Source organism: Parageobacillus toebii NBRC 107807 (assembly GCF_003688615.2).
GTDB classification, from domain to species: domain Bacteria; phylum Bacillota; class Bacilli; order Bacillales; family Anoxybacillaceae; genus Parageobacillus_B; species Parageobacillus_B toebii.
Genome location: NZ_CP049703.1, coordinates 733,190 through 754,520, shown reverse-complemented (window position 1 = coordinate 754,520; position 21,331 = coordinate 733,190). Strand labels below are relative to the sequence as shown.

Sequence of the window (21,331 nt, the reverse complement as noted above, 5' to 3'; positions counted from 1 at the left end):
CTTTACTAAGAAAAAACAATTCACGTAGAGATTCGTTTTATGGAGCTAATGTATGCGCGTCTGTCACTGATAGGAAAAACGGCGCAAAGAAAAGCGCTGTTTACAACCTCGTCAATGGCTTAGGCTATTCCGTTAAAGAAGTGATTGAAGCACATGAAAAAATAACTGGCCGGAAAGCCGTCATTGAATATACCGACCGCTGCCTGGACGTCCCAACACGCCTTGTTGCCTCCTTGGAGAAGATTTATTATAAGGAACTCGGCTGGAAAGCGGAATATTCATTAGAACAAATCATCGAAAGCGCATGGAAATGGCATAAATACAGAGCCTCCTGCTGAAAGAGTGTTGTCAGCAGGAGGCCGAATTGTCCATCAGCATCAATCAGTCAACGTTAAAATCCAATCTTTTAGATCAATAATGCGCAAATGTTTTGGGGACGAATCCGTACCAGTTGCAATCATCGGCACTAGTGAATCTTGTTTATGAAGTCCCCCATGGCTTGCTCCTCCAACATGAGTGGGAGAGCCTTCACCGATAAATTCAAATCCTGGTTTAGCACTTACTACAAGATAATTTCCGCGATGAGAAGTTAGTGAGCTGTACAATCGGGCCAGCGCATCTGGATATTCATCATAAAAAATCTTATTGTTCTTTACCGTGAGATTCAAAACTCCTGCATCTCCTGCTAGATCCCACGATTGTTCGTACTCATCGACCAATGTTCCATTCGGTTTAAAAATGAGTTTTGCCTGTCGAACTCTGGATATGACGTGTACGGATTCGTTTTCCATGAAAAATTGGAATGCAGGGGGTCTCCCTCTTTTACTGCCTTTTCCAGAGGCGGATACATTAAAGAATCAATAAGAAGTATAATAACACGCTTTTTGTTCGCATATGTTGACACGATTGGAACCATCCTTTACCTTCTATATCGTGAAACATTTTCATCATTTATGTTTATTTATGTAAAGGAAACAAGCCATACGGTGATCGATACATCATGATGATGTGGATACTGCCGGATCTAGTGAATGAAAAGAGGAATCACCCCCCAGACACATTCGCTGCCGCATCCCGCTATTCCATCGTTTTTTCCTTCCGAGGCGAATCGCTGCCTGCATTCTTCCACGAGACCGATAATAATCAAGGGGCACCAAAATCGTCGCAATCCGCCGAAGCTCGTCAGCAAACGGTGGCATAAGACATAACGCTATTGCCGGAAAAAGCGCGCTGAAACTATAGAAAAAGAAATGCTGTAGTTTAGCGATTCCCATTAGGTCGATGAAACATCGCTCTTACTCTTTTCTTCTCGGCATGGGCAGGAAGTGTGAGAGGTAAACTAGTCGTTGCATGCCTGCCACCATCCGGAATTCTTTATTGAGAACAAGAAGTCTCCCTCTTCTAAACAGCGTGTAGGGGGGAGATGGATAGGGAATTTTTTTATTCCGCATAAGCGAACATATATGCTGTGGTTGATCCGTAAAAAAAGGTAATGCAAAAAGTGTTCCCCCAATCATCGTGACGTTGATGGAGCGGGAAAATCTCTTTCTTCGGTACATCAGACGTTATTCGCAACTAATATTACAAACATGATGTCGTGAAGAAACACATACATATTATAGGAATGGATCACGCACATTTTATCATCGGTTGGATAATCACTTTTGTTGTCATTCCGTTTAATGGTTGCTAGAATAATGCATGCCGCATCTTTGGGCAGTACTTTTCCAAAATAATTTTTTATGACTTTATGTTGATGCGTGAGAGGAGTTCGGACATGTCGAAATCGTTCGTTTATATCTCCCTCGTCTTGATTATGATGATCTGGGGATTAAACGTGATTGCCATCAAGATTTTAGTCGAACATTTTTCGCCGGTGACGTTAACGTCGTTTCGGATTTTTACTGCAGGGATCGTTGTGATTCTGATTTTGCTATTCATGGGGCAGTTGCGGAAATTAACTTGGAAGGAGGCTATGTATATTGGCATAGCCGCTTTGTTTAGCGTCGTTGCCCATCACCTTTTTCTGGCGCTTGGATTAGCAAAAACGACAGCGTCCAATGCTGGCTTAATTTTAGGGCTGGTTCCGCTGGTGACATCGGTGTTAGCGGCCATCTTTTTAGGCGATCGGTTTACGGTGTTTCGGTTTGTCGGGATTTTCCTCGGGTTTGCCGGCGTGGCGTTTGTCGTGTTAAACGGTAAAAGCGGCATTCACCATGTGTCCATTGGCGATTTTTATGTATTTCTGGCCGTATTATCGCAAGGAATCAGTTTTATCATGATAAAAAAGGCAACGATCGATGCGCGTGTGATGACAGGATGGATGTTGTTGTTTGGGTCTTTGCTTTTATTTTTCATTAGTTTGTGGATGGAACCGAACGGATTATCCAGCTTGGCAGGCGGTACGCCATCCCTATGGATGATCTTCCTTGCTTCCGCTGTATTTGCCACTGCGCTCGGCCATATGTTTTACAACAAAGCGATTCAACATATTGGCGCGGTGGAATCGGCGATTTTCATTAATTTAAATCCTTTGTTCTCTTTGCTGGGAGCTTATTTATTTCTTGGAGAATCTATTTCCCATACACAAATGATCGGATTTATTTTAATTGTGCTCGGTGTCGTCTTAGGCAGCGGTGTATTGGATGAAATCGAGGTGTTTACTCATCGCTCGAAAATGATGGGGAAAAAGTGTTGAAAAACGGAGCTTGTAGGGGCTCCGTTTTTTTTATTGGTATGGGTGCCTGTCACTTCAGCCTTAGATACACAACCAAGTTCACCGTGTGTACTTTAAAAATGTAGGAAAGAGAAAAGAAAGAGGAGAAAAGGAGTTGGAAAATGATTACAATAAAAAGTTCTCTTTTTAAGGTAAAAAAGAGGAAACAAGGCTACCGTAAAAACTTGACTCACACTAACCAAGGGCGTTGATTGCGGGTGTTTTCCATCCATCATTTGGCGGTTTTCTTTTATGAGGAAGGATGCATATGTGTGATGGGGCAGTTGCCGGCTGGATCTCCACCCATTCATTGGAGAAAAGCGATGATGATACACAAATTTCTGATAATTTGTTAAAATTTTATGTATATTATAAAAATTCAAAACATAGTTTTTTGGAAGCCAAAGAGTCGTTCTTTCGTAAAAAAGATAAAGATTTATTTACGTAAACTAAACAAAATCATCAAATATGTAAAGTAACCTATATAGTAGAGTAAGTGATTTGCCGACCGTTTTATAACCGAAAGAATGGGGGAGAGCGCAGTGAAGAAGATAGAAGATGCCTTGCCTTTGCATGAAACAAAAAGGCGTCCGGGATGGAAACTGTATGTTTCTTTGCCGGTTTTATCGTGGGCGTTGTATGATTTTGCGAATACGATTTTTTCTTCGAATGTGAATACGATTTTTTTCCCGCTTTATGTTTCGGAAACGGTGGGAAAAAGCGAGAGCTTGAACCAGATCGCCAGTACATTTATTTCGTATGCGAATGCGTTAGCCTCTTTCTTTTTAGTTTTATTTTCTCCTTTATACGGCACATGGATTGACCGGACTGGGAGAAGAAAGAAATGGCTTGGGATATTTACAGTTCTTGCGGTTGTAGCGACTTTGCTTATGGGCGTTGCCGGATATTCGAATCATGGGAATTTCATTTTTGGATTGCCGGTGTCTTTTGTCATCACCGTGCTTTTATTTGTCGCAGCAAAATTTTTTTACCATTCGAGCCTCGTTTTTTACGATTCCATGATTTCGAGTTTGGGGAATAAACAGGAAATTCCGCTCATCTCCGGTTTTGGCGTTGCCGTCGGATATGTCGGAACGCTTGTCGGGCTTGCCGTGTATCCGTTTGTTGGCGAAAAGGATTACTACCGGGCTTTTATTCCAAGTGCTCTTTTGTTTCTCCTCTTTTCTTTACCGCTTTTTTTCTTTGTCAAAGAAGAAGCCGCTGCGCTAAAACGAAAGACCGGATTTTTTGCGGGCTATCGGGATATTTATGCGACGTTGAAAGAAATGAAAAAGTATCAACACATTTTTACATTCATGATTGCTTATTTCTTTTTAAATGATGCCGTGGCGACGACGATCGCCATCATGTCCGTTTATGCCAAAGCCATTGCCGGGTTTACGGCGGGGGAATTTATCCTTTTATATTTAGTTTCCACCGTTTCTAGCATTATAGGTTCCTTTCTTTTCGGCTATATTACGAGAAACAAAGGGGCAAAAAAAGCAGTTTTGTATGTCGGCATCATGATGTGCATCGCCTTGGCGATAGGAGCGCTTGCTTATTCCAAGCTTTCTTTGTGGATCGCCGGAAGTTTGTTCGGCGTCAGTTTAGGAGCGATGTGGGTCACTTCGAGAACGTATATTGTCGAACTTTCGCCGAAAGACAAGCAAGGGCAATTTTTCGGGCTGTTCGCTTTTTCCGGAAAAGTGTCGGCCATCGTCGGTCCGGCGGTTTACGGAAGCATTACTCTCCTTCTTCATTCGTATGGAAACATTGCCAATCGGTTGGCGATGGGATCGCTTTTGGTGATGGTGCTCCTTGGCATTTTCTTTTTGCGGAAAGTAAAGCCGCAGGCGCCTGCCGAGCTGGAAAGCTGACGGGAGATTTTGTGGGTGCCTGTCGCTTGTCAGCCATCGGAAAAGCTTTATTTTCTTATCGACAGCGGTCGTATACGTTAGGACAGATCATTATAAAAAGACACACAGTATCTTCCCGAAATTTGCCGGAGATTAGCAGGATAAAAGAGAAGGAGAGCGTTTCCGCGAAGGTGGTTCGCTCTCCTTTTTTGTAAAAAAATTCAGTATTCTTATTGACTTTTCCTTCCTTGCCTATTTTAATGAAGATGTGACCTCTATTCTCCTCAATTACTCTCCCCGAAAGGATGATCCTCGTCATGAAAGAATACCTCGATTTGAAAATGGATTTCATGTTTAAACAGCTGTTTGGTCACCCAAGCCGAAAGCGGATTACGATCGCTTTTTTGAATGCAATTTTGCATCGAAGCGGACGCGACCGCATTGTCGATGTGCGGTATGAAAATACGGAGCTTGCGAAAGAAACGGAAGATGGCAAAACGAGCCGCTTGGATGTGCTCGTGTTTACCGACCGGGGCGAGCGGATTAACGTGGAAATTCAAGTTGTTCACCAGCATGATTTGCCGGAGCGGGTGTTGTATTATTGGGCGAGGCTGTTTTCTGCGTCGCTCTCCTCCGGACAAGCGTATTCTGAGCTTCCTCCTACCATTATGGTTACGATCCTCAACTACCCTTTATTTCCTCATGAGACAGACCGCTTTCATACCGTGTTTCATTTACGTGAAGATGAGGAACATTTCCTTTGGAGTGCTCATATCGAATTCCATGCGATTGATTTGTCGCAGTTTATGGTACAATGGAAGAAATATCGGCGGGAGATGAAAAAGTCGGCAGAAGTGCCGTGGTTGATGATGCTATCGGTGGTAGACATTTGAAAAAAATGTGGGATGAAGAATTTGTTTATGAATGTCTAGCTTCGGCGGCTATCCCCTCGCGACGCTTCGGCCCCGCTGTGGCGGCGACAGCCTCCTCGCGGGTCCTCCAGCGCGTTTCGGGGATAAGCGAGCCGCCTACGCTTTTCGATGAATTGGAGGAGTGGGCGATGAACGAGCAAGAAATTCGCGAAGCGTTAGAAGAATGGGAGAAGTTAAGCGTCAGTCCGGAAAACCGCTACGCGTATGAAATGCGGTTGAAATGGCTGCGCGACCAGCTTTCCAACCTTCTTGGGGAGCGACGTGCAGGATTAGAGGAAGGATTGAAGAAAGGGCGGGAAGAAGGAGTTCGACAGGTTGCATTGGAAATGCTTCGTGCTGGGTTAGATCACGAAATGATTATGTCCGTGACGAAACTTAGTAGAGAAGAGTTGAATGAACTAGCTAAGAAAACATTGGACGATTAAATGGTTTATTGCAAAAGTTTATGCAGTGATGTGCATGAGGTCTATAGAATCATATATGATTGCGTCTTTATGTTAGTTTGCTTCTGACAAAAGAATCACGTCTGCAGGAGTTCTCTGCCAGATCAATTGCTTTGATTGTTTTCGAAGAAAGAAAATATTGGAGTGAATTGGAGGGATAGTTATGATCAAAGCCGTGCATGGAGACATTACGAAACTTCAAGATGTTTCCTACATTTGCAACGCGGCAAACGGAATCGGTCCGATGGGAGGAGGAGTGGCAGCCGCGATTCGCAGAGCTGGCGGCAAAGAGATTGAAATAGAAGCGATCAAAGTTTGTCAGGAGCAAAATCCGATGACAGGCGACCTGTATGTCACACATGCGGGAACACTTCCGTTTCAAAACATTATTCATCTAGTGACGATGAAAGAACCGGCAGGAGCGACCTCTTATGACATTGTCAGAACATGCTTAAACAATTTAGTCGCTTATTGTCAAAAACATGGAATTGACAAAGTAGCCCTGCCAGCGTTGGGAACAGGGGTAGGAAATTTGGATAAAGCAAAAGTCGCCGCCATCTTCAAAGAAGTGTTGGAACCGGTGAAAGACATCGAATTTATCGTTGTCGATATTGATGAAGAATTTATCGCATTATTCGATGGAAGCGGCAATGTTGACTAAAAGGAACGGAGCATCTTCTTTGGTGCTCCGCTCCATGTGTGTTTGTTGGGCTCGTTGCCTGTTACTAACCGATGTCATGACCCCATTAGTTATACGATTCCCATTTAACCTTAGACAGTGAAGGAGTCACTAACTTTGAAAAGGCATATGAAGCATTAACGTATTTTAAAATGAAGCATATAATTATAGTTGAGAAAAAATGAAAAGACAATGAATGCAGATTAATTCAAATATCTCACCCACTTTTTTTATTTTGTAATAGAAAGTAAGAGTGCTTATGAATAAGGAAGTTGTGGAGGGAGGCTTATATGTACAGACTAAACATCGACAAAAATGAACTTGAGGAAATTCCCGAAACGACGTTTTTTGAAAATGATATAAAAGAGCGCGAGCATATCGAGGAGTGGATTCGCAAAAATCCAGAGGTACTCGGAGAAGATTTGCTTATTATCGGGCATGAGTATGACAAATTTGAGGTGAACGAGCGGCTTGATTTACTTGCGTTAGATAAACAGGGGAACCTCGTTATTATTGAATTAAAACGAGACACGACAGGAGGAAGCGTGGATTTTCAGGCGTTGAAATATGCTTCTTATTGCGCCAGATTGAACCCACAAGATGTGTTGGACATTTATTCGGAGTATATCCAAAAACATCATCTTAACGTCGATGCGAAAGAGGAATTGATGGCGTTTTTAGAAGTGGAAAATGAAGAAGAGCTGAATGCAATTCTTAATACAAACCAGCGGATCATCATTGTCGGCAGGGAAATCGATAAACGCGTCCTTTCAGTTTGCACTTGGCTGTATGAAAATAGCATCGATATAAAATGCATCACCATGAAACCGTACAAGCTGGATGATCAGATTATTATGGATATTCGGCAGATTCTCCCTCCGGATAAATTGGAAGACTACTACATAAGCAAGAAGGCGGCTGCTAGAGATCGGCAAATTAGTATTGACCAAGCGGTATCGACATTTTTGACGGAAGTTTCGAACTTCATCAACACGCAGACGGACTATACAGCGCATTATAGCGGAAAGCGGGATTATTTCGTTGGACGCAAATTTTTAAATATTCCATGGAGATTTGTCTTTGTGTATAAACATCGCAATCACACCGCGACGATGTTTATTGAATCTGATCATCCGCAGGGAGTAGAGTTATTGCAAAAGATTGCGGTAGAGAAAACCGAAGCGTTGCGACAAGACTTAGGGTATCCGGTAGAGCTTGTTTTAGGTGCGAAAAATAAACGGCTGCATAAATTGGTGGTGACCTTAACATTTCATGAGAATCAGCCTTTGGAAGATCGTATTCGTCAATATACGGAGACGTTTGTAAAATATAAAGCATTTTTAGAAGAGGTTGTCGGGCAGTATCGTTAATTTTCTTATTAGGCTTACTCCACTGTCATTACCCGATTTTGGGGAGCGGCGCGCGAGGGTGGAAGAAAGATTGAAGAAAGGTCGGGAAGAAGGTCGAAAGGAAGAACGGAAGAAAGTGATTCGGCACAGGGCGGCAAAAGGAATGACCGCGAAAGACATTGCTGACCTTACTGGTCTTACGGAAGAGGGAGTTGGCAAGTGGGTTGAATAGTATTGGGGTGGCGCGTTGTTTAAAAAGAAAAGGAGAGCTTGTCACGGTCAGAAGTGAACGGCTCTCATTTTGTTTTATTTTTATATAATTGAAAACAAACAATGCTAGAACTGTAAAGCAAACGGCATTAGGGCATGATGCTTGTCACTTGTTGAATATGGGTTTCAAATGGCAATCCATGATATTAAGCTTCTGTTGAAATACGATTTATTTTGGAAGAAGAAGGTTTAGTGGATATATAGATAACGATAAAAGCAAAAATCGTTAAAATGGTTACTGCTAAAGTAGTTTTTAGTCCTACGACATCCCATTGGTTAATTAGAAGGAGAAAAGCGGGAATAGTCGCTGTAATCCATGCTTGAATAAACGCTACCCAACCAGTAAAGACGGCGATGTTCTTTTTTTGTGCAAGTAGTAAGTAAAATAAAGTCCAAAGGAAGGACCACATAAGCCAAATAATACCGAATTTTATATCTTGCAGTTTAGCAAAGTTTATATAACTATATCCTAAAGCTAGAATTGCTACCCATAAAGAGTACCAGCCCAAACCTGAAGAATCTAAGTTTTTTAGGTTAGAAATTCCTACATATAGATAAGTTAAACCAAAAAGGAATATACCGGAAGCGTTAAAGATGATCCACAGATCCCCTTTAGATGTAAATATGAGATAAAACGGTGTAATAACTTGCATCGCTCCAATAAATAAGTTGAACACTCCAGCGCTTTTTTGATCGACTTTCCCCAATAACATTAAGCTATTGATAAATAATACAGCGCCAACATACATTAGGCCGACTTTATCCATGTTTTTTCCCCTCTCAACAGTGAAATAATTATGGTGTTTCTTGTGTTGATTCAAAGAGGATTAGATTGCCATCCTTTATTTTTGCAATAAATTGGACTGGGTGATCTTGATGCAATCGCTTACTAATTTTTGCGGCCAAGGGAACTTCTATATATTTTCGAATAGCGCGTTTTAAAAATCTCGCGCCATATCGTTGATCAAACCCTTTTTTAATCAAGAATTTACGAGCAGATTCGTCGAGCTGAAGTGTGCAGTTATATTTTTGTATTCTTCGGTTAATAGCCTGAATGTTGAGATCAAGAATATGTTCTAGCGCATCTTGTTTTAACCAATGAAAGACAAAAATATCATCGAATCTGTTGATGAACTCGGGACTAAATCGTTTTTCTAACTGAGAAAGAACAATAGAGCGGAGAAAATCTTGTTCCGTTTTTCTCCAATTGGAAGGGCGTAAGAACCAAAAAAGTTTACGCAATCTATACTTTAGACTTTTGCTAGCATAACTAATGATTTCTTTTGCGCCAATATTGCTTGTCATAAAGATCATGGCATTACGGAAATTAATAACTTTCTCTCCCGATGTCATTACTAATATACCGTTATCCATTACATTAAGCAGGGAATAGATAACTTGATCATCTGCCTTTTCCAGTTCGTCAAAAAGAACAATCCCAGGTTTACTGTAGGATCCTTCAATTTTTTCCTTTTGGAATAAGGAGTTTCCCTCTTTACTCCCTACGTACCCTGGAGGAGCACCTGTTAACGCCGCAGCATAGTGTTCTTGGGTTAGTGTATTCATGTCAATCCGACAATAAGCTTCCGCATTTCCGTAGATAGCTTCGCTAAGCACTCGAACTATTTCTGTTTTTCCCACACCTGTCGGTCCTAGAAATAATGCGACATACAAAGGGCGGTTCTCTTCTGTAATATCAGTCCAAACAATATTTAACATTTCCTCTATGCCATCTAAAACTTCATCTTGTCCCCAAATTTTTGAACGCATATGACGAATTACTTCATTTACTTCAAAACGAAATCGTGTAACTAAGGGAGAAGAGGAATTGAAAGTTTCTGAAAGATTAGCTGATGATAAAGAATTTTGGTGGCGATTCTCATTGAAATCCTTTAATTTCGATGTTATAAATGTCATCGCATCATCCCCTCATTGTATCGATAAAGGAGGTCAGGCCTAAGAACCTGACCTCTTCTTTTTATTCCCAGATCATTTTCCAGCTACTTTTTCTATCCCTTCGTGAGGTATTCCTTCTATCGGACACTCAGCAGTTCCTACTGTAGAACGTGTGATCTTTTCTACGTTTTCACGGGCCTTCTCCGCATCAAGCACCCATGTACGGTAGAAGTCAAATGGACACTCTGCTAAGCCACGACCGTCTTCTCCTGATTTAATTAAACCGGTATATCCACGGTGAAGTAGTTTAAATAAGTGGTTTTGTGATTGCGAGTTTTTCCGGAAATCGCGGATTTGCGATATAGAGAGTTCTGCATATTGAACTCCATTTTCTTCTGTGCCGCATTCCCCTAATGTACGACCGTCAAAACCAATAATAGCTGAATGACCAAAATAAGAATAAACACCATCGAATCCAGACGCATTAGCAACAGCAACATACGTATTATTCGCCCAGGCCATCGCTTTCGCCATGATGATTTGTTGTTCTTTTGCCGGATACATATATCCTTGGCATCTAACAATAAGCTCCGCGCCTTTCATAGCACAGTCACGCCATATTTCTGGATAGTTTCCGTCGTCACAGACAATTAAACTTATTTTGATTCCTTTTGGTCCTTCTACTACATAAGTAGTGTCTCCAGGATACCACGGTTCAATTGGGCACCAAGGAATAATTTTACGGTATTTCTGTACAATTTCTCCTTTATTATTCATTAAAATCAAGGTGTTATAAGGAGCTTTATTTGGATGGTCTTCATGTCTTTCACCTGTTAAAGAAAATACCCCCCAAGTGTTAGCAGCACGACATGCTTCGGCAAATATAGCAGTTTCTTCTCCAGGAATGGAAGAGGCAGTATCATACATTTCTTGTTCATCGTACATGATTCCATGAGTGCTGTACTCTGGAAAAACGATTAAGTCCATACCAGGGAGCCCCTTTTTGATTCCCACAATCATGTCCGCTATTTTGCGGCAGTTGTCCAATACCTCCTCCTTTGTGTGAAGACGCGGCATTTTGTAGTTGACCACTGCAACACCCACTGTGTCATGGCTGCTCGAGATATCCCCATGTCTCATTTTTCATTACTCCTTTCCTTGATTGATTTGATTGTATAGATGGAAACGAAGATCATATCGCTTTGTTTCCATCCATCTGCCCTATATTTATTGCAAGAAATGTGCCAAGTTTAGATGTTGTTAACATATCTTATTTTTTAAAGAAGCGAGATAGAGAGGTTTTCGATTTTGCGACAGTGATTTTGATTAAATATTTGAAATATTAGTAATTTTATAATAAAATCAGAAACGATAGAGGATTGTTCAATTTTTATACATTGTTGCAAAATGATACAAAGGGGGATTATATGAATATTTGTATAGGTCTTTTATTTTCATTAACAGGCATCACTTCCTTAACGGAGATTGGTCTATATCGGGCGGCGGTGTATGCCCTCGAGAAATTCCAAAAAGATTACAGTAAATCCAATATTTCATTTACGTATGAAGTAAGAGATATTCGTTCCGATCCAAGTGAAAGCTATAGGCAAGCATTGGATATGGCGCGTTCAGGGATAAAAGTTTTTGTAGGATGTTATACATCCGCATGCCGCAAAGCTATTTTGCCTGTTCTGGAGCAATATGATTGTCTTTTAATATATCCAGCTCTTTATGAAGGACAGGAGATTCACCCGAATGTCTTCTATGTTGGAGAAATTCCCAATCAACAAATCGCTTCATTGCTTAAATTTACGGTTGGACAATTTGGAAAAAAAGTTTACCTAATTGGAAACGATTATGTTTATCCTAGATATACGAATCAACAAATTAGAGAGATGTTATATGAGTTGGGTGGAAAAGTAATTGGGGAAAAATATGTTCCATTAGGGCACAAAGAGTTTTCGCCTTATTTTGAAGAGATTAAGCATTCTTCTCCTAATGCGATATTGTCTACGCTTGTTGGCGAAAGTATATTGCCTTTTTATAAAACTTATTATGAATTAGGATTAAATCCTGAGGAAATACCTATCATTAGCCCGATTACAACAGAGCTGGAAATACAAACAATGGGACCTAAATATGCGGCTGGTCATTATAGTTGTTTTAGTTATTTCCAGTCATTAGATATTCCTGAAAACCACTCGTTTGTAAAAGGTATGAAAGAAAAATATGGATTGGACACGGTTATTTCCGCAGTGATGTGCAGTACTTACATTGGGATTCAGATCGTATTAGACGCGATATGTCATTTACAATCCACAGAAAGAAGGAAAATCTTAAAATATTTATACGAGAAAGAGTTTTCTTCCCCAAGTGGAAAAATTAAAATAGAATCTAATCATCATTTGTCAAGAGAAGTGAGGATTGGAAAAGCAAAGGAAAATGGACAATTTGAAATTGTTTGGAGCTCAGGACAACAAATTTCTGCAAGACCACTTTTAACTAACACACTGCTAGATTCTATGGATGAAGAGGATTTGTGGGAAATTTTAGTTGAGGAAATTGGTAGAGAGGTATCTGATGGAATTATCGTCGTTGACCAAAATAATAAGATTTTATACATGAATCCCCATGCTTCTGATATAACTAGAGCTAAATATGGTGATCTTTTCGATGATACGCACCTATTGGATATAGGTTATGAATTAATTAAAAGGAAAATTAGGAAGCCGTATAATGCTTTTTTGATTTTAATAAAGAAAAGATCAGCACAAACTATCTCTCAGTCTAAAGAGAAATACCAATTTGGCAAAATCGTAACTTATAATCCGACTTTTCAAAAAGAGCTTCATATTGCTTCGACCGCCTCCCAATTTGACGCAAATGTATTGATATTAGGGGAAACTGGCACTGGCAAAGAAGTTTTGGCACGAACGATTCACGAGCAAAGCCCTCGCCGTAATGGACCGTTTATTGCTTTGAATGCGGGGGCTATTCCAAAAGAACTGATTGCTAGTGAGTTATTTGGATATGTGGAAGGAGCATTTACAGGTTCAAAAAAAGGCGGAAACATTGGAAAGTTTGAAGCCGCCAATGGGGGCACATTGTTTCTTGATGAAATTGGAGAGATGCCATTAGAATTGCAAGTAAGCCTTCTTCGAGTGCTAGAGGAGAGAAAAGTGGTTCGTATCGGTGATTATAAGGAACGACCTGTTAATGTAAGAGTCATCGCTGCAACAAACCGCAATCTTAAAGAGGAAATTGCTTACCAGGGATCTTTTCGTTCTGATTTATATTATCGGTTGAATGTATTTACCATTCATGTCCCTCCACTTCGACATCGAATAGAAGATATTCCTTATTTATCGATACAATTCTTACATCAGTTTCATCAGTATTATGGAAAAGGACCTCTAGATTTATGTGATTCCGCATTGCAAATGCTTCAGTCCTATCATTGGCCAGGTAACATACGCGAATTGAAAAACGTGATGGAAAGAGCGTTTCTTTTAGCTATTCATGAGCCCAAAATCCTTCCTTCACACCTGCCTGAAGATTTCCAACATTCTAGTACAATAAAGCGATCTCACTTAGCTGGTAATCTAAAGTATATGGAAAAACAAATAATCGAACAAGTTCTTCAAGAAACAAACAATATTACAGAAGCAGCTAAAGTTCTTGGTGTAACTAGAAGCACGTTATACCGAAAAATGAATAAATGGAATATCCGAAATAAAAAGACGCAGTAGACAGAAACTTTGCTTGGACAGATGCAGATAAACAGAAGGGCACGAATGTCAAAGATATGTCATCAAAATTATTGTTCACAAAAGGAGATGGTTTATGTTCCGTGGATAGACTATCAAACCAACAAATCAGATAACTTTTTTGTAAGGGTTTAGTAAATTCGTTAAGGGAAGTCAAAGAAAAAAACGATTCATTTTAAGAAATAATTGCTAAAAATCAAAGGCGGTCAATATGACTTTTCTTCTGAAGCAGAAGAATTAATCTAATTATTTAACAAACAACATGAATTTATGCGTTTTGTAGCACCATTCATTTAAGAAAAAACACACGTTTGGAGTTACTCCATAACGTGTGTTTTTTAAACAACTTTTTTGGAATCGGTTTACATTTGTCTCGTGATGGGGGTTACTAGAATAATACAAAGTAAATTGGTTGTACCTTTCAAGTAAAGGTTATTTTCAAACAATTTTATTCTACTTCTCGAAGGATTTTTTCAACATTTTTCATTCGGTTATTCAGATCTTGGAGTTCTTGAAGAATTTGCTTTTGATGTTCGCTTGTGTCTCGTTGTAAAGCGAGCAATTCTTCGGACATTTTTTGATAAGCTTGTTCTTTCCCTGCTTGTATTTTGACGTGCCATGTTTTGATCAAATAGACGATAATGATTGTTGTCAATACCAATACAGTTAAACTATAAAATACACCCGTATGCATGATGTTCATTCTCCTTTCTTCTTGATGGTCAGTGTGTTTATCGATTTTGCAATCAATTCTTTCGTTAAACGAATATCAAAAGGCTTTAATTCATAATATTTCATGGATTTGCCGTCCTCTGACAGCTCCAACTCACTCGTTACCAGCCCCGCTGCCTCTAATTTCTGCAAATGCATATAAAGCAAGGGCCGGCTCATCTGAACGGCTCTTGCTAATTGGCTCACATACTGCCTCTCTTTTGCTAATATAGAAATAATTTTTAAGCGATGAGGGTTCGACAGAGCTTCCAATACAGCAAGCAATTCATCTCCAGATAAGTCATCTCCAGACAAGCTCGGATTTTTATTTACCATCACTATGTCTCTCCCTTTTTATTCCGCGTCTTATCCAATCTTCTCGACTGCTATAACCCCGTTTAAAGTTTTACGGTACTCAGCATCCCCCTTTCATTTTGGGATATTTAATAGTTAAAAATTTAATAACATATGTAATAAATATTTTACATGTAAGAATAATATTACATATGTTCATTTTTGTCAACACCATAAAAAACGACTTGTACTTTGGTAAGAACACACTGATCTGATTCAGTTTATGGTCGTCAGCTACTTGTCAAAAAAAACAGCACAAAAAAAATCGCCATTTACCGTCTTGGCAGCGGTTTAGGATTAAGTGATGGAAACATGTGAAAAAGCCACCGGCCGCAAAGCCAGCATTGAATCCATCGACCGATGCCCGTTGTTGCTTCATCGCAAAAAATGGATGACGAGTTGGCTGAAAAGCGGAATATTCGTTGGAAGGGATGATTGCAAGCGCATGGAAAAAGCAAGGTAAACCGAAAAGCCTCCCGCTGAATGGTGTTTAGCAGGAGGCTAATTTTAATAATCAGCTCCATTGCTTTGGTTGACGAAATAGCGAAAAAAATGTAATATTAAAAAAGTTTCAATTATACAAAAATAATAAATTTTGATGTAAACTGAGATAAAATGATTGTATTTTTAAAAAATTACAAAGACCATATATGGGAGGGCATCTTAGATGAAGAAAAAAGACATTTTCTTTACGGGGTTAATGCTTTTTGCCTTATTTTTCGGGGCAGGGAACTTAATTTTTCCGCCGTATCTTGGCATGGAAGCAGGGAAAGCGGTTTGGCCGGCGATTATCGGGTTTGTCGTTACAGGGGTAAGTTTGCCTATTTTGTCTGTTGCCGCTATTGCGCTAGCCAAAGATGGGATTCAATCGATTGGAAATTATGTTCATCCTCTGTTTAGTTTATGCTTTTCGCTTATCATTTATTTAGCGATCGGTCCGTTTTTCGGCATTCCGCGGGGAGCGGGTGTCACTTATGAAATGGGAGTAAAACCGTTTCTCAGCGGGAATAGCGGCGCGTTCTCGCTGCTTTTATTTACCATTATCTTTTTTGTGATCGTTTATTGGTTAAGCTTAAATCCGTCGAAGCTGGTTGATCGCATCGGGGAAATATTGACGCCGATTTTGCTTCTTTCGATTGCCGTTCTTTGCATCGCAGGGATCATTCAGCTGCAAAACCCGCTGCAAGAACCGACGGAAAAATATGCTTCCGCTCCGTTTTTTAAAGGATTTATGGAAGGATATTTAACGATGGATGCGATCGCGGCGCTTGCGTTTGGGATTGTCGTGGTGAACGCTTTAAAAGATAGAGGCGTGCATCAGCAATCGGCAATGATAAAAGCCACTATTCAAGCAGGGTTGATCGCTGGAGTGGGTTTGGCGTTAGTTTATATAGCGACTGCGTTGGTCGGCGCGAAGATGTCTGTAAACGGTCCATTTGCCAATGGCGGGGATTTATTGTCCAGTGCGGCCGCGCTTTTATTTGGAAGCGGCGGAAAGCTATTGCTTGGCGTCATTGTCGCTTTAGCGTGTTTAACGACCTGCATTGGGCTAACTACGGCATGCGCGCAATATTTTCATAAAATAACTCCAAACATATCGTATAAAACTTATGTGACGATCATTACGATGTTTAGTTTAGTCGTTTCTAATTTAGGATTAAATCAACTGATTTCGATTTCCGCTCCGGCGTTAACGATGATTTATCCATTAGCCATTGTGCTTGTGGTCATGTCGTTTTTCCATCGCTTGTATAAAGGTTCTACGAAAACGTATGGAATGGCTTTGTTGTTTACCTCGGTGTTCAGCGTATATGATGGCTTGAAGGCGTTTGGTGTGGATACGCAATGGTTAGAGCCGTTATTATCTTGGTCCCCATTTTTCTCGATGGGATTAGGTTGGGTGGTTCCTGCCATCATCGGGGCAATCATCGGCTTTGTGATGGACAACATCGTCTTGAAGCAGCATCGGACAGCGTAAAAGCTGGAGAATTGGGAACGGCCGCTTTGCTTCGGCATGGCGCTTGCCGTTCCCGTGTTGTTATAAGGAAAAGAAAGCCGATCACGGCAGACATGATGGCCTGTTTTATTAAAAGCGAAGAAGCGGAATGCGGTAATATCGTGGGAAAAGACAGTTCGATTTTAATTTTTTCTTTATTAACGGAAAGGAAAATCAATCCTCCCTTCGAAATATATAGTAAGCGAAGTGGTATTTGGTAAGAAGGGAGAATAATAGATTGAATAGGCTGCGGATGAGATCGTTCGTATTTTTTATATGCATGACGGTGATTCTCGCCGCGCTGCCGACGTCTCAGGCGATGGCGGCAAAACAAACGGCAGTGGTGACGGCGAAGCAGGTAAATGTGCGGCAAGGGCCGGGAACGCTTTATCACGTTGTGATGAAGGTCGATCAAGGGGAAACGTATCGAGTCGTTCGTGAAAAGGCAGGCTGGGTGCAGTTAGAAATAAAGCAAAATCAGACCGGATGGGTCGCCCAACAATACATCGCCTATGTCCGCAAACAGGCGATGGCAACAGAGGATAGACTGCGAGTACGGACCGTCCCGAGCTTGAACGGCAAGGTCGTTGGCTATCTTTCTCAAGGACAAGCCGTTGAGGTGATAAAGAAGGAAAACGATTGGGAGAAAGTGGTGACTCCTTCGTTTATTGGCTGGGTTTCTTCCACTTATCTTGCTTCGAATGATGATAAGAAAACATCGATGAGGCAAACAGGATGGGTAACGGCGGATTCATTGAACGTAAGGGCAAGACCGTCGCTGCAGGCAGAACGTGTGGAAAAAGTTACATACGGCCAACAAGTGCAAATTATGTTCAAACAAGGACAATGGTATCAAATTGCCACAGAGAATGGAAAGATTGGCTGGGTGTCCAGTGAGTATATTGCCGCTGTTTCTCCAACGGCTTCGCAATGGGTGAAGGTATTGTATAATGATGTGAATATTCGTTCGGCTCCTTCGCTCGATGGAAACATTAAGGCAACGGCGCGATATGGCGAGCGTTACCGCGTGCTAGGGAAGATCGGCAATTGGTATGAAATTGAGATTGTAGGACAAGGAAGCGGTTATATTGCCGGCTGGCTTGTTTCTGCCAGTGCCGATGGCAAATCGGAGCCAAAAACATTAAAAGGAAAGACGATTGTGATCGATGCTGGGCATGGCGGAAAAGATAGCGGCGCCATTAGCCATACAGGGGTCATGGAAAAAACGCTGACATTGCGGACAGCGCAGCTTCTGAAAGAAAAGCTGCAAGCGCAAGGGGCAAATGTGGTCATGACGCGTTCGAGCGACCGTCACGTTTCATTGCCTGAGCGCGTGCAAACGGCGTATCGCTATCACGCCGATGCGTTTATTAGCATTCATTATGATAGTGCAAAAAATCAACATGCCAAAGGAATGACCGTCTATTACTATGATATGTTTTCCGACTATTTGCTTGCCTTGTCGTTGGAACACCCGTTTTCCCGCATGACGTCGATTCCGTTTCGCGGGGTGAGCTTCGGAGATTATTATGTAATTCGCGAAAACGAGCTTCCGTCCGTGCTAGTAGAATTAGGATATTTGAGCAATCCGACGGAAGCGAGCATCATTGCGACAGATCGTTACCAGCAGGAAGTGACAAGCGCGATTTCCACTGGGCTTCGCAATTATTTTGAATAATGAACGAAAAGGCAGGGTGTGGGAGTATCCTGTCTTTTTCTATCTTTAGAAGCAAAGAGACAACATTGTTCTAATAGAATCGTATATGAGGTTGGGAAATTGCTAAAATAGTATAACAGTCAGGGTGAGGGGAGAAGTCGATTGCGTTTCCGGTACTTGAGATAGTAGGAGCATAGCCGGGAAGTATGATGAGTGTATCACCGACACCATTACAAGCGCAAAAAAGTGATTTTGGTTGAAGAAGTGGAGTAGATTTTTTGAGGTTTTGCTTGGAAAAGAACATTTTCATAAAGCGATGCGCTCTTTGTATTTATCAGAAGATTCAATAATTTAATATTGACTTTTTTGCCTCTGTCTATTGTAATAAAGATGCATCCTCTACTATCCTCTATATTTCCTCGAAAGGATGATCCTCGTCATGAAAGAATACCTCGACTTGAAAATGGACTTCATGTTTAAACAGCTGTTTGGGCATCCAAGCCGAAAGCGGATTACGATCGCTTTTCTGAATGCAATTTTGCATCGAAGCGGACGCGACCGCATTGTCGATGTGCAGTATGAAAATACGGAGCTTGCGAAAGAAACGGAAGATGGCAAAACGAGCCGCTTGGATGTGCTCGTGTTTACCGACCGGGGCGAGCGGATTAACGTGGAAATTCAAGTTGTTCACCAGCATGATTTGCCGGAGCGGGTGTTGTATTATTGGGCGAGGCTGTTTTCTGCGTCGCTCTCTTCAGGACAAGCGTATTCCGAACTTCCTCCAACCATTATGGTTACGATCCTCAACTACCCTTTATTTCCTCATGAAACAGACCGTTTTCATACCGTGTTTCATTTACGTGAAGATGAGGAACATTTCCTTTGGAGTGCTCATATCGAATTCCATGCGATTGATTTGTCGCAGTTTATGGTACAATGGAAGAAATATCGGCGGGAGATGAAAAAGTCAGCAGAAGTGCCGTGGCTGATGATGTTATCGGTGGTAGACATTTGAAAAAATGTGGGATGAAGAATTTGTTTATGAATGTCTAGCTTCGGCGACTATCCCCTCGCGACGCTTCGGCCCCGCTGTGGCGGCGACAGCCTCCTCGCGGGTCCTCCAGCGCGTTTCGGGGATAAGCGAGCCGCCTACGCTTTTCGATGAATTGGAGGAGTGGGCGATGAATGAACAAGAAATTCGCGAAGCGTTAGAAGAATGGGAAAAGCTAAGTGTCAGTCCGGAAAACCGATATGCGTATGAAATGCGTTTAAAATGGCTGCGCGATCAGCTTTCCAATCTTCTTGGGGAGCGGCGTGCAGGACTAGAGGAAGGATTGAAGAAAGGGCGGGAAGAAGGACGAGAGGAAGAACGGAAGAAAATGATTCGCCATATGGCGGCAAAAGGAATGACAGCGAAAGACATCGCCGATCTCACTGGCCTTACGGAAGAGGAAGTGCGAAAGTGGATGAAATAGTACCGGTGTAGCGCATTGTTTCTTTTCGAGTTTTGCCAAAGAGAAGGAGAGCTTGCCACAGTCAGAAGTGGACGGCTCTCCTTTTTCATAGAGCAATCTGTACGAAGCAATTCGATTATAGCGCATATGTTCGTTATTTTTTATCACAAGGCGATTCATCTCCCGCTTTCATTGGACTACACCCTGCCCGTTTAGAAGCGAGAGTCTTCTCGCCTATTTAAGATAAAAAATGAAATTAAAACAAATTTCGAAAAAATTAGACATATTTTGTTGCAATATGGTAAAGTAAAATAGGCTGGAGACTGTTTCATCTCATTGATGCGTTTTACAAACAAAAGGGAGAGCGTCATTACTCTCCCTTACCACCTTTTCTCGGTATGGCACCACGCACCGCTAGGTCTAGGGCGCAGTGAGTGGAAACCACGAAATAATAAATAACGTGTCGCTAGGTCTAGGGCGCGACAAGTTATTTATTAATATATCCTTCTTATAAATACATTATGTATGAACGATTACGTTTTGTAAAGAGGGAATGGATATGGAACAACCATTTAGCGTTCTGGATATGATGGTATTCTTTGACGAAAGCGGAAACAATCAGGTTAAGCCGCATCTAATGGCTGGTTTAGCAATTCCGACTAAATACTATAACAACGAAAATATTCAACAACTGAATGAAAAAATCAAGGCCACAAAAATCCATTGGACAGAATATAGTGGTGACAGTAAAGAAAGAAATACCATTTGGAGAATAATTAATACCGTTATGGAACACCATTACTTGCTGAAAATGAATGTAATTTCTTATAATCAATCAAAAATTGAGGAATCTTCCAGAAAAATAAAACATGTAATAGACGATATAGCGGATCAAACGATTTTTATGAAGTTTCCAGAACGAATTGTTTACGGTTTATTAAGAAGATATGGTGCTTATGTACACATAAATACGAAAATATATATTGAGGATAACACTAAGTATCATAACAAAAAATATGACCTCAGAACTCAGCTGTGTTGTATGATATGCTCCGCGTTTGTCTATTGTACTGGGATATATGTCTATTTTTTATATGAATGGATGGTGCGTTATTCGGTTGATTAAAATATTTTCAGGCGAGTTGCCGAAAACATAAAATAAACAGAAGCCTCCTGCTAAACAGGGTTCAGCGGGAGGCTGATTTTTTTTAGAAAAGGAACATTTCCTTTGGAGCTCTCACATGAAAATTC

General features: G+C 41.0%; 17 protein-coding genes and 3 pseudogenes. 14 read left to right on the top strand and 6 right to left on the bottom strand.

All coding sequences use genetic code 11. The features are described 5' to 3' along the window. Positions 1–77: 77 nt before the first annotated feature. Positions 78–338 (top strand): annotated as a pseudogene (locus DER53_RS17290) (UDP-glucose 4-epimerase GalE); the annotation flags it as partial. Between the two features lie 39 nt (positions 339–377). On the opposite strand, the gene DER53_RS03875 reads toward DER53_RS17290, so the two are convergent. Next, positions 378–668, bottom strand: coding sequence for a nucleotide pyrophosphatase (locus DER53_RS03875; protein WP_244319634.1), 291 nt, complete (start codon positions 666–668; stop codon positions 378–380). 1,109 nt (positions 669–1,777) lie between these two features. Between DER53_RS03875 and DER53_RS03870 the strand changes: the two genes are divergently transcribed. The 7 genes and pseudogenes from DER53_RS03870 (at position 1,778) to DER53_RS03835 (ending at position 8,207) form a co-directional block, all read left to right on the top strand. Beyond that, positions 1,778–2,698 carry a DMT family transporter gene (locus tag DER53_RS03870; RefSeq protein WP_062755632.1) on the top strand — a complete coding sequence of 307 codons (921 nt, stop codon included), beginning with the start codon at positions 1,778–1,780 and terminating at the stop codon, positions 2,696–2,698. A gap of 286 nt (positions 2,699–2,984) precedes the next feature. Continuing rightward, positions 2,985–3,164, top strand: coding sequence for a hypothetical protein (locus tag DER53_RS03865; RefSeq protein ID WP_062755630.1), 180 nt, complete (start codon positions 2,985–2,987; stop codon positions 3,162–3,164). Between the two features lie 94 nt (positions 3,165–3,258). Next, entirely contained in the window at positions 3,259–4,593 is a 1,335-nt protein-coding gene (locus DER53_RS03860; protein ID WP_062755628.1) for an MFS transporter, read from the top strand. Positions 4,594–4,889: 296 nt separating this feature from the next. Beyond that, a pseudogene (locus DER53_RS17725) lies at positions 4,890–5,929 on the top strand (Rpn family recombination-promoting nuclease/putative transposase). Positions 5,930–6,110: 181 nt separating this feature from the next. Then, entirely contained in the window at positions 6,111–6,608 is a 498-nt protein-coding gene (locus tag DER53_RS03845; protein ID WP_062755624.1) for a macro domain-containing protein, read from the top strand. A gap of 308 nt (positions 6,609–6,916) precedes the next feature. Continuing rightward, positions 6,917–7,996 carry a PDDEXK family nuclease gene (locus tag DER53_RS03840; protein ID WP_062755622.1) on the top strand — a complete coding sequence of 360 codons (1,080 nt, stop codon included), beginning with the start codon at positions 6,917–6,919 and terminating at the stop codon, positions 7,994–7,996. A gap of 70 nt (positions 7,997–8,066) precedes the next feature. Next, on the top strand, positions 8,067–8,207 hold the full coding sequence (locus tag DER53_RS03835) for a hypothetical protein (protein ID WP_156482451.1): 141 nt from the start codon (positions 8,067–8,069) through the stop codon (positions 8,205–8,207). A 184-nt stretch (positions 8,208–8,391) separates the two neighbouring features. On the opposite strand, the gene DER53_RS03830 is transcribed toward DER53_RS03835, so the two are convergent. The 3 genes from DER53_RS03830 to DER53_RS03820 all read right to left on the bottom strand — a co-directional run bounded on the left by DER53_RS03830 (position 8,392) and on the right by DER53_RS03820 (position 11,281). Beyond that, complete coding sequence (locus tag DER53_RS03830) at positions 8,392–9,012, bottom strand: AmiS/UreI family transporter (protein WP_062755620.1); 621 nt, start codon at positions 9,010–9,012, stop codon at positions 8,392–8,394. A gap of 28 nt (positions 9,013–9,040) precedes the next feature. Continuing rightward, entirely contained in the window at positions 9,041–10,162 is a 1,122-nt protein-coding gene (locus DER53_RS03825; RefSeq protein WP_062755619.1) for an AAA family ATPase, read from the bottom strand. Between the two features lie 72 nt (positions 10,163–10,234). Then, the gene (locus DER53_RS03820; protein WP_062755617.1) at positions 10,235–11,281 is read right to left on the bottom strand and encodes an aliphatic amidase; all 1,047 of its coding nucleotides are present in this window, start codon (positions 11,279–11,281) and stop codon (positions 10,235–10,237) included. Positions 11,282–11,568: 287 nt separating this feature from the next. On the opposite strand from DER53_RS03820, the gene DER53_RS03815 reads away from it, so the two are divergent. Then, positions 11,569–13,890, top strand: a complete 2,322-nt coding sequence (locus DER53_RS03815; RefSeq protein ID WP_062755615.1) for a transporter substrate-binding protein — start codon at positions 11,569–11,571, stop codon at positions 13,888–13,890. A gap of 466 nt (positions 13,891–14,356) precedes the next feature. Here DER53_RS03815 and DER53_RS03810 read toward each other — a convergent pair whose 3' ends face one another. Together DER53_RS03810 and DER53_RS03805 are read right to left on the bottom strand one after the other, a co-directional pair. Then, on the bottom strand, positions 14,357–14,611 hold the full coding sequence (locus tag DER53_RS03810; protein ID WP_147442418.1) for a hypothetical protein: 255 nt from the start codon (positions 14,609–14,611) through the stop codon (positions 14,357–14,359). Then, complete coding sequence (locus DER53_RS03805; protein ID WP_015865225.1) at positions 14,608–14,955, bottom strand: ArsR/SmtB family transcription factor; 348 nt, start codon at positions 14,953–14,955, stop codon at positions 14,608–14,610. The genes DER53_RS03810 and DER53_RS03805 overlap by 4 nt, the downstream gene beginning before the upstream one ends. A gap of 322 nt (positions 14,956–15,277) precedes the next feature. Here DER53_RS03805 and DER53_RS03800 point away from each other — a divergent pair, with 322 nt between their 5' ends. The 5 genes and pseudogenes from DER53_RS03800 to DER53_RS03775 all read left to right on the top strand — a co-directional run bounded on the left by DER53_RS03800 (position 15,278) and on the right by DER53_RS03775 (position 21,206). Then, positions 15,278–15,436, top strand: a complete 159-nt coding sequence (locus DER53_RS03800) for a hypothetical protein (RefSeq protein ID WP_156482450.1) — start codon at positions 15,278–15,280, stop codon at positions 15,434–15,436. A gap of 204 nt (positions 15,437–15,640) precedes the next feature. Next, positions 15,641–16,951 carry a branched-chain amino acid transport system II carrier protein gene (brnQ, locus tag DER53_RS03795; protein WP_062755613.1) on the top strand — a complete coding sequence of 437 codons (1,311 nt, stop codon included), beginning with the start codon at positions 15,641–15,643 and terminating at the stop codon, positions 16,949–16,951. Between the two features lie 271 nt (positions 16,952–17,222). Beyond that, a complete protein-coding gene (locus DER53_RS03790) occupies positions 17,223–18,647 on the top strand; it encodes an N-acetylmuramoyl-L-alanine amidase (RefSeq protein WP_062755611.1) in 1,425 nt (474 codons plus the stop codon). A 418-nt stretch (positions 18,648–19,065) separates the two neighbouring features. Continuing rightward, positions 19,066–20,101 (top strand): annotated as a pseudogene (locus tag DER53_RS17720) (Rpn family recombination-promoting nuclease/putative transposase). A 538-nt stretch (positions 20,102–20,639) separates the two neighbouring features. After that, positions 20,640–21,206 carry a DUF3800 domain-containing protein gene (locus DER53_RS03775; protein WP_062677110.1) on the top strand — a complete coding sequence of 189 codons (567 nt, stop codon included), beginning with the start codon at positions 20,640–20,642 and terminating at the stop codon, positions 21,204–21,206. The last annotated feature ends 125 nt before the right edge of the window (positions 21,207–21,331 follow it).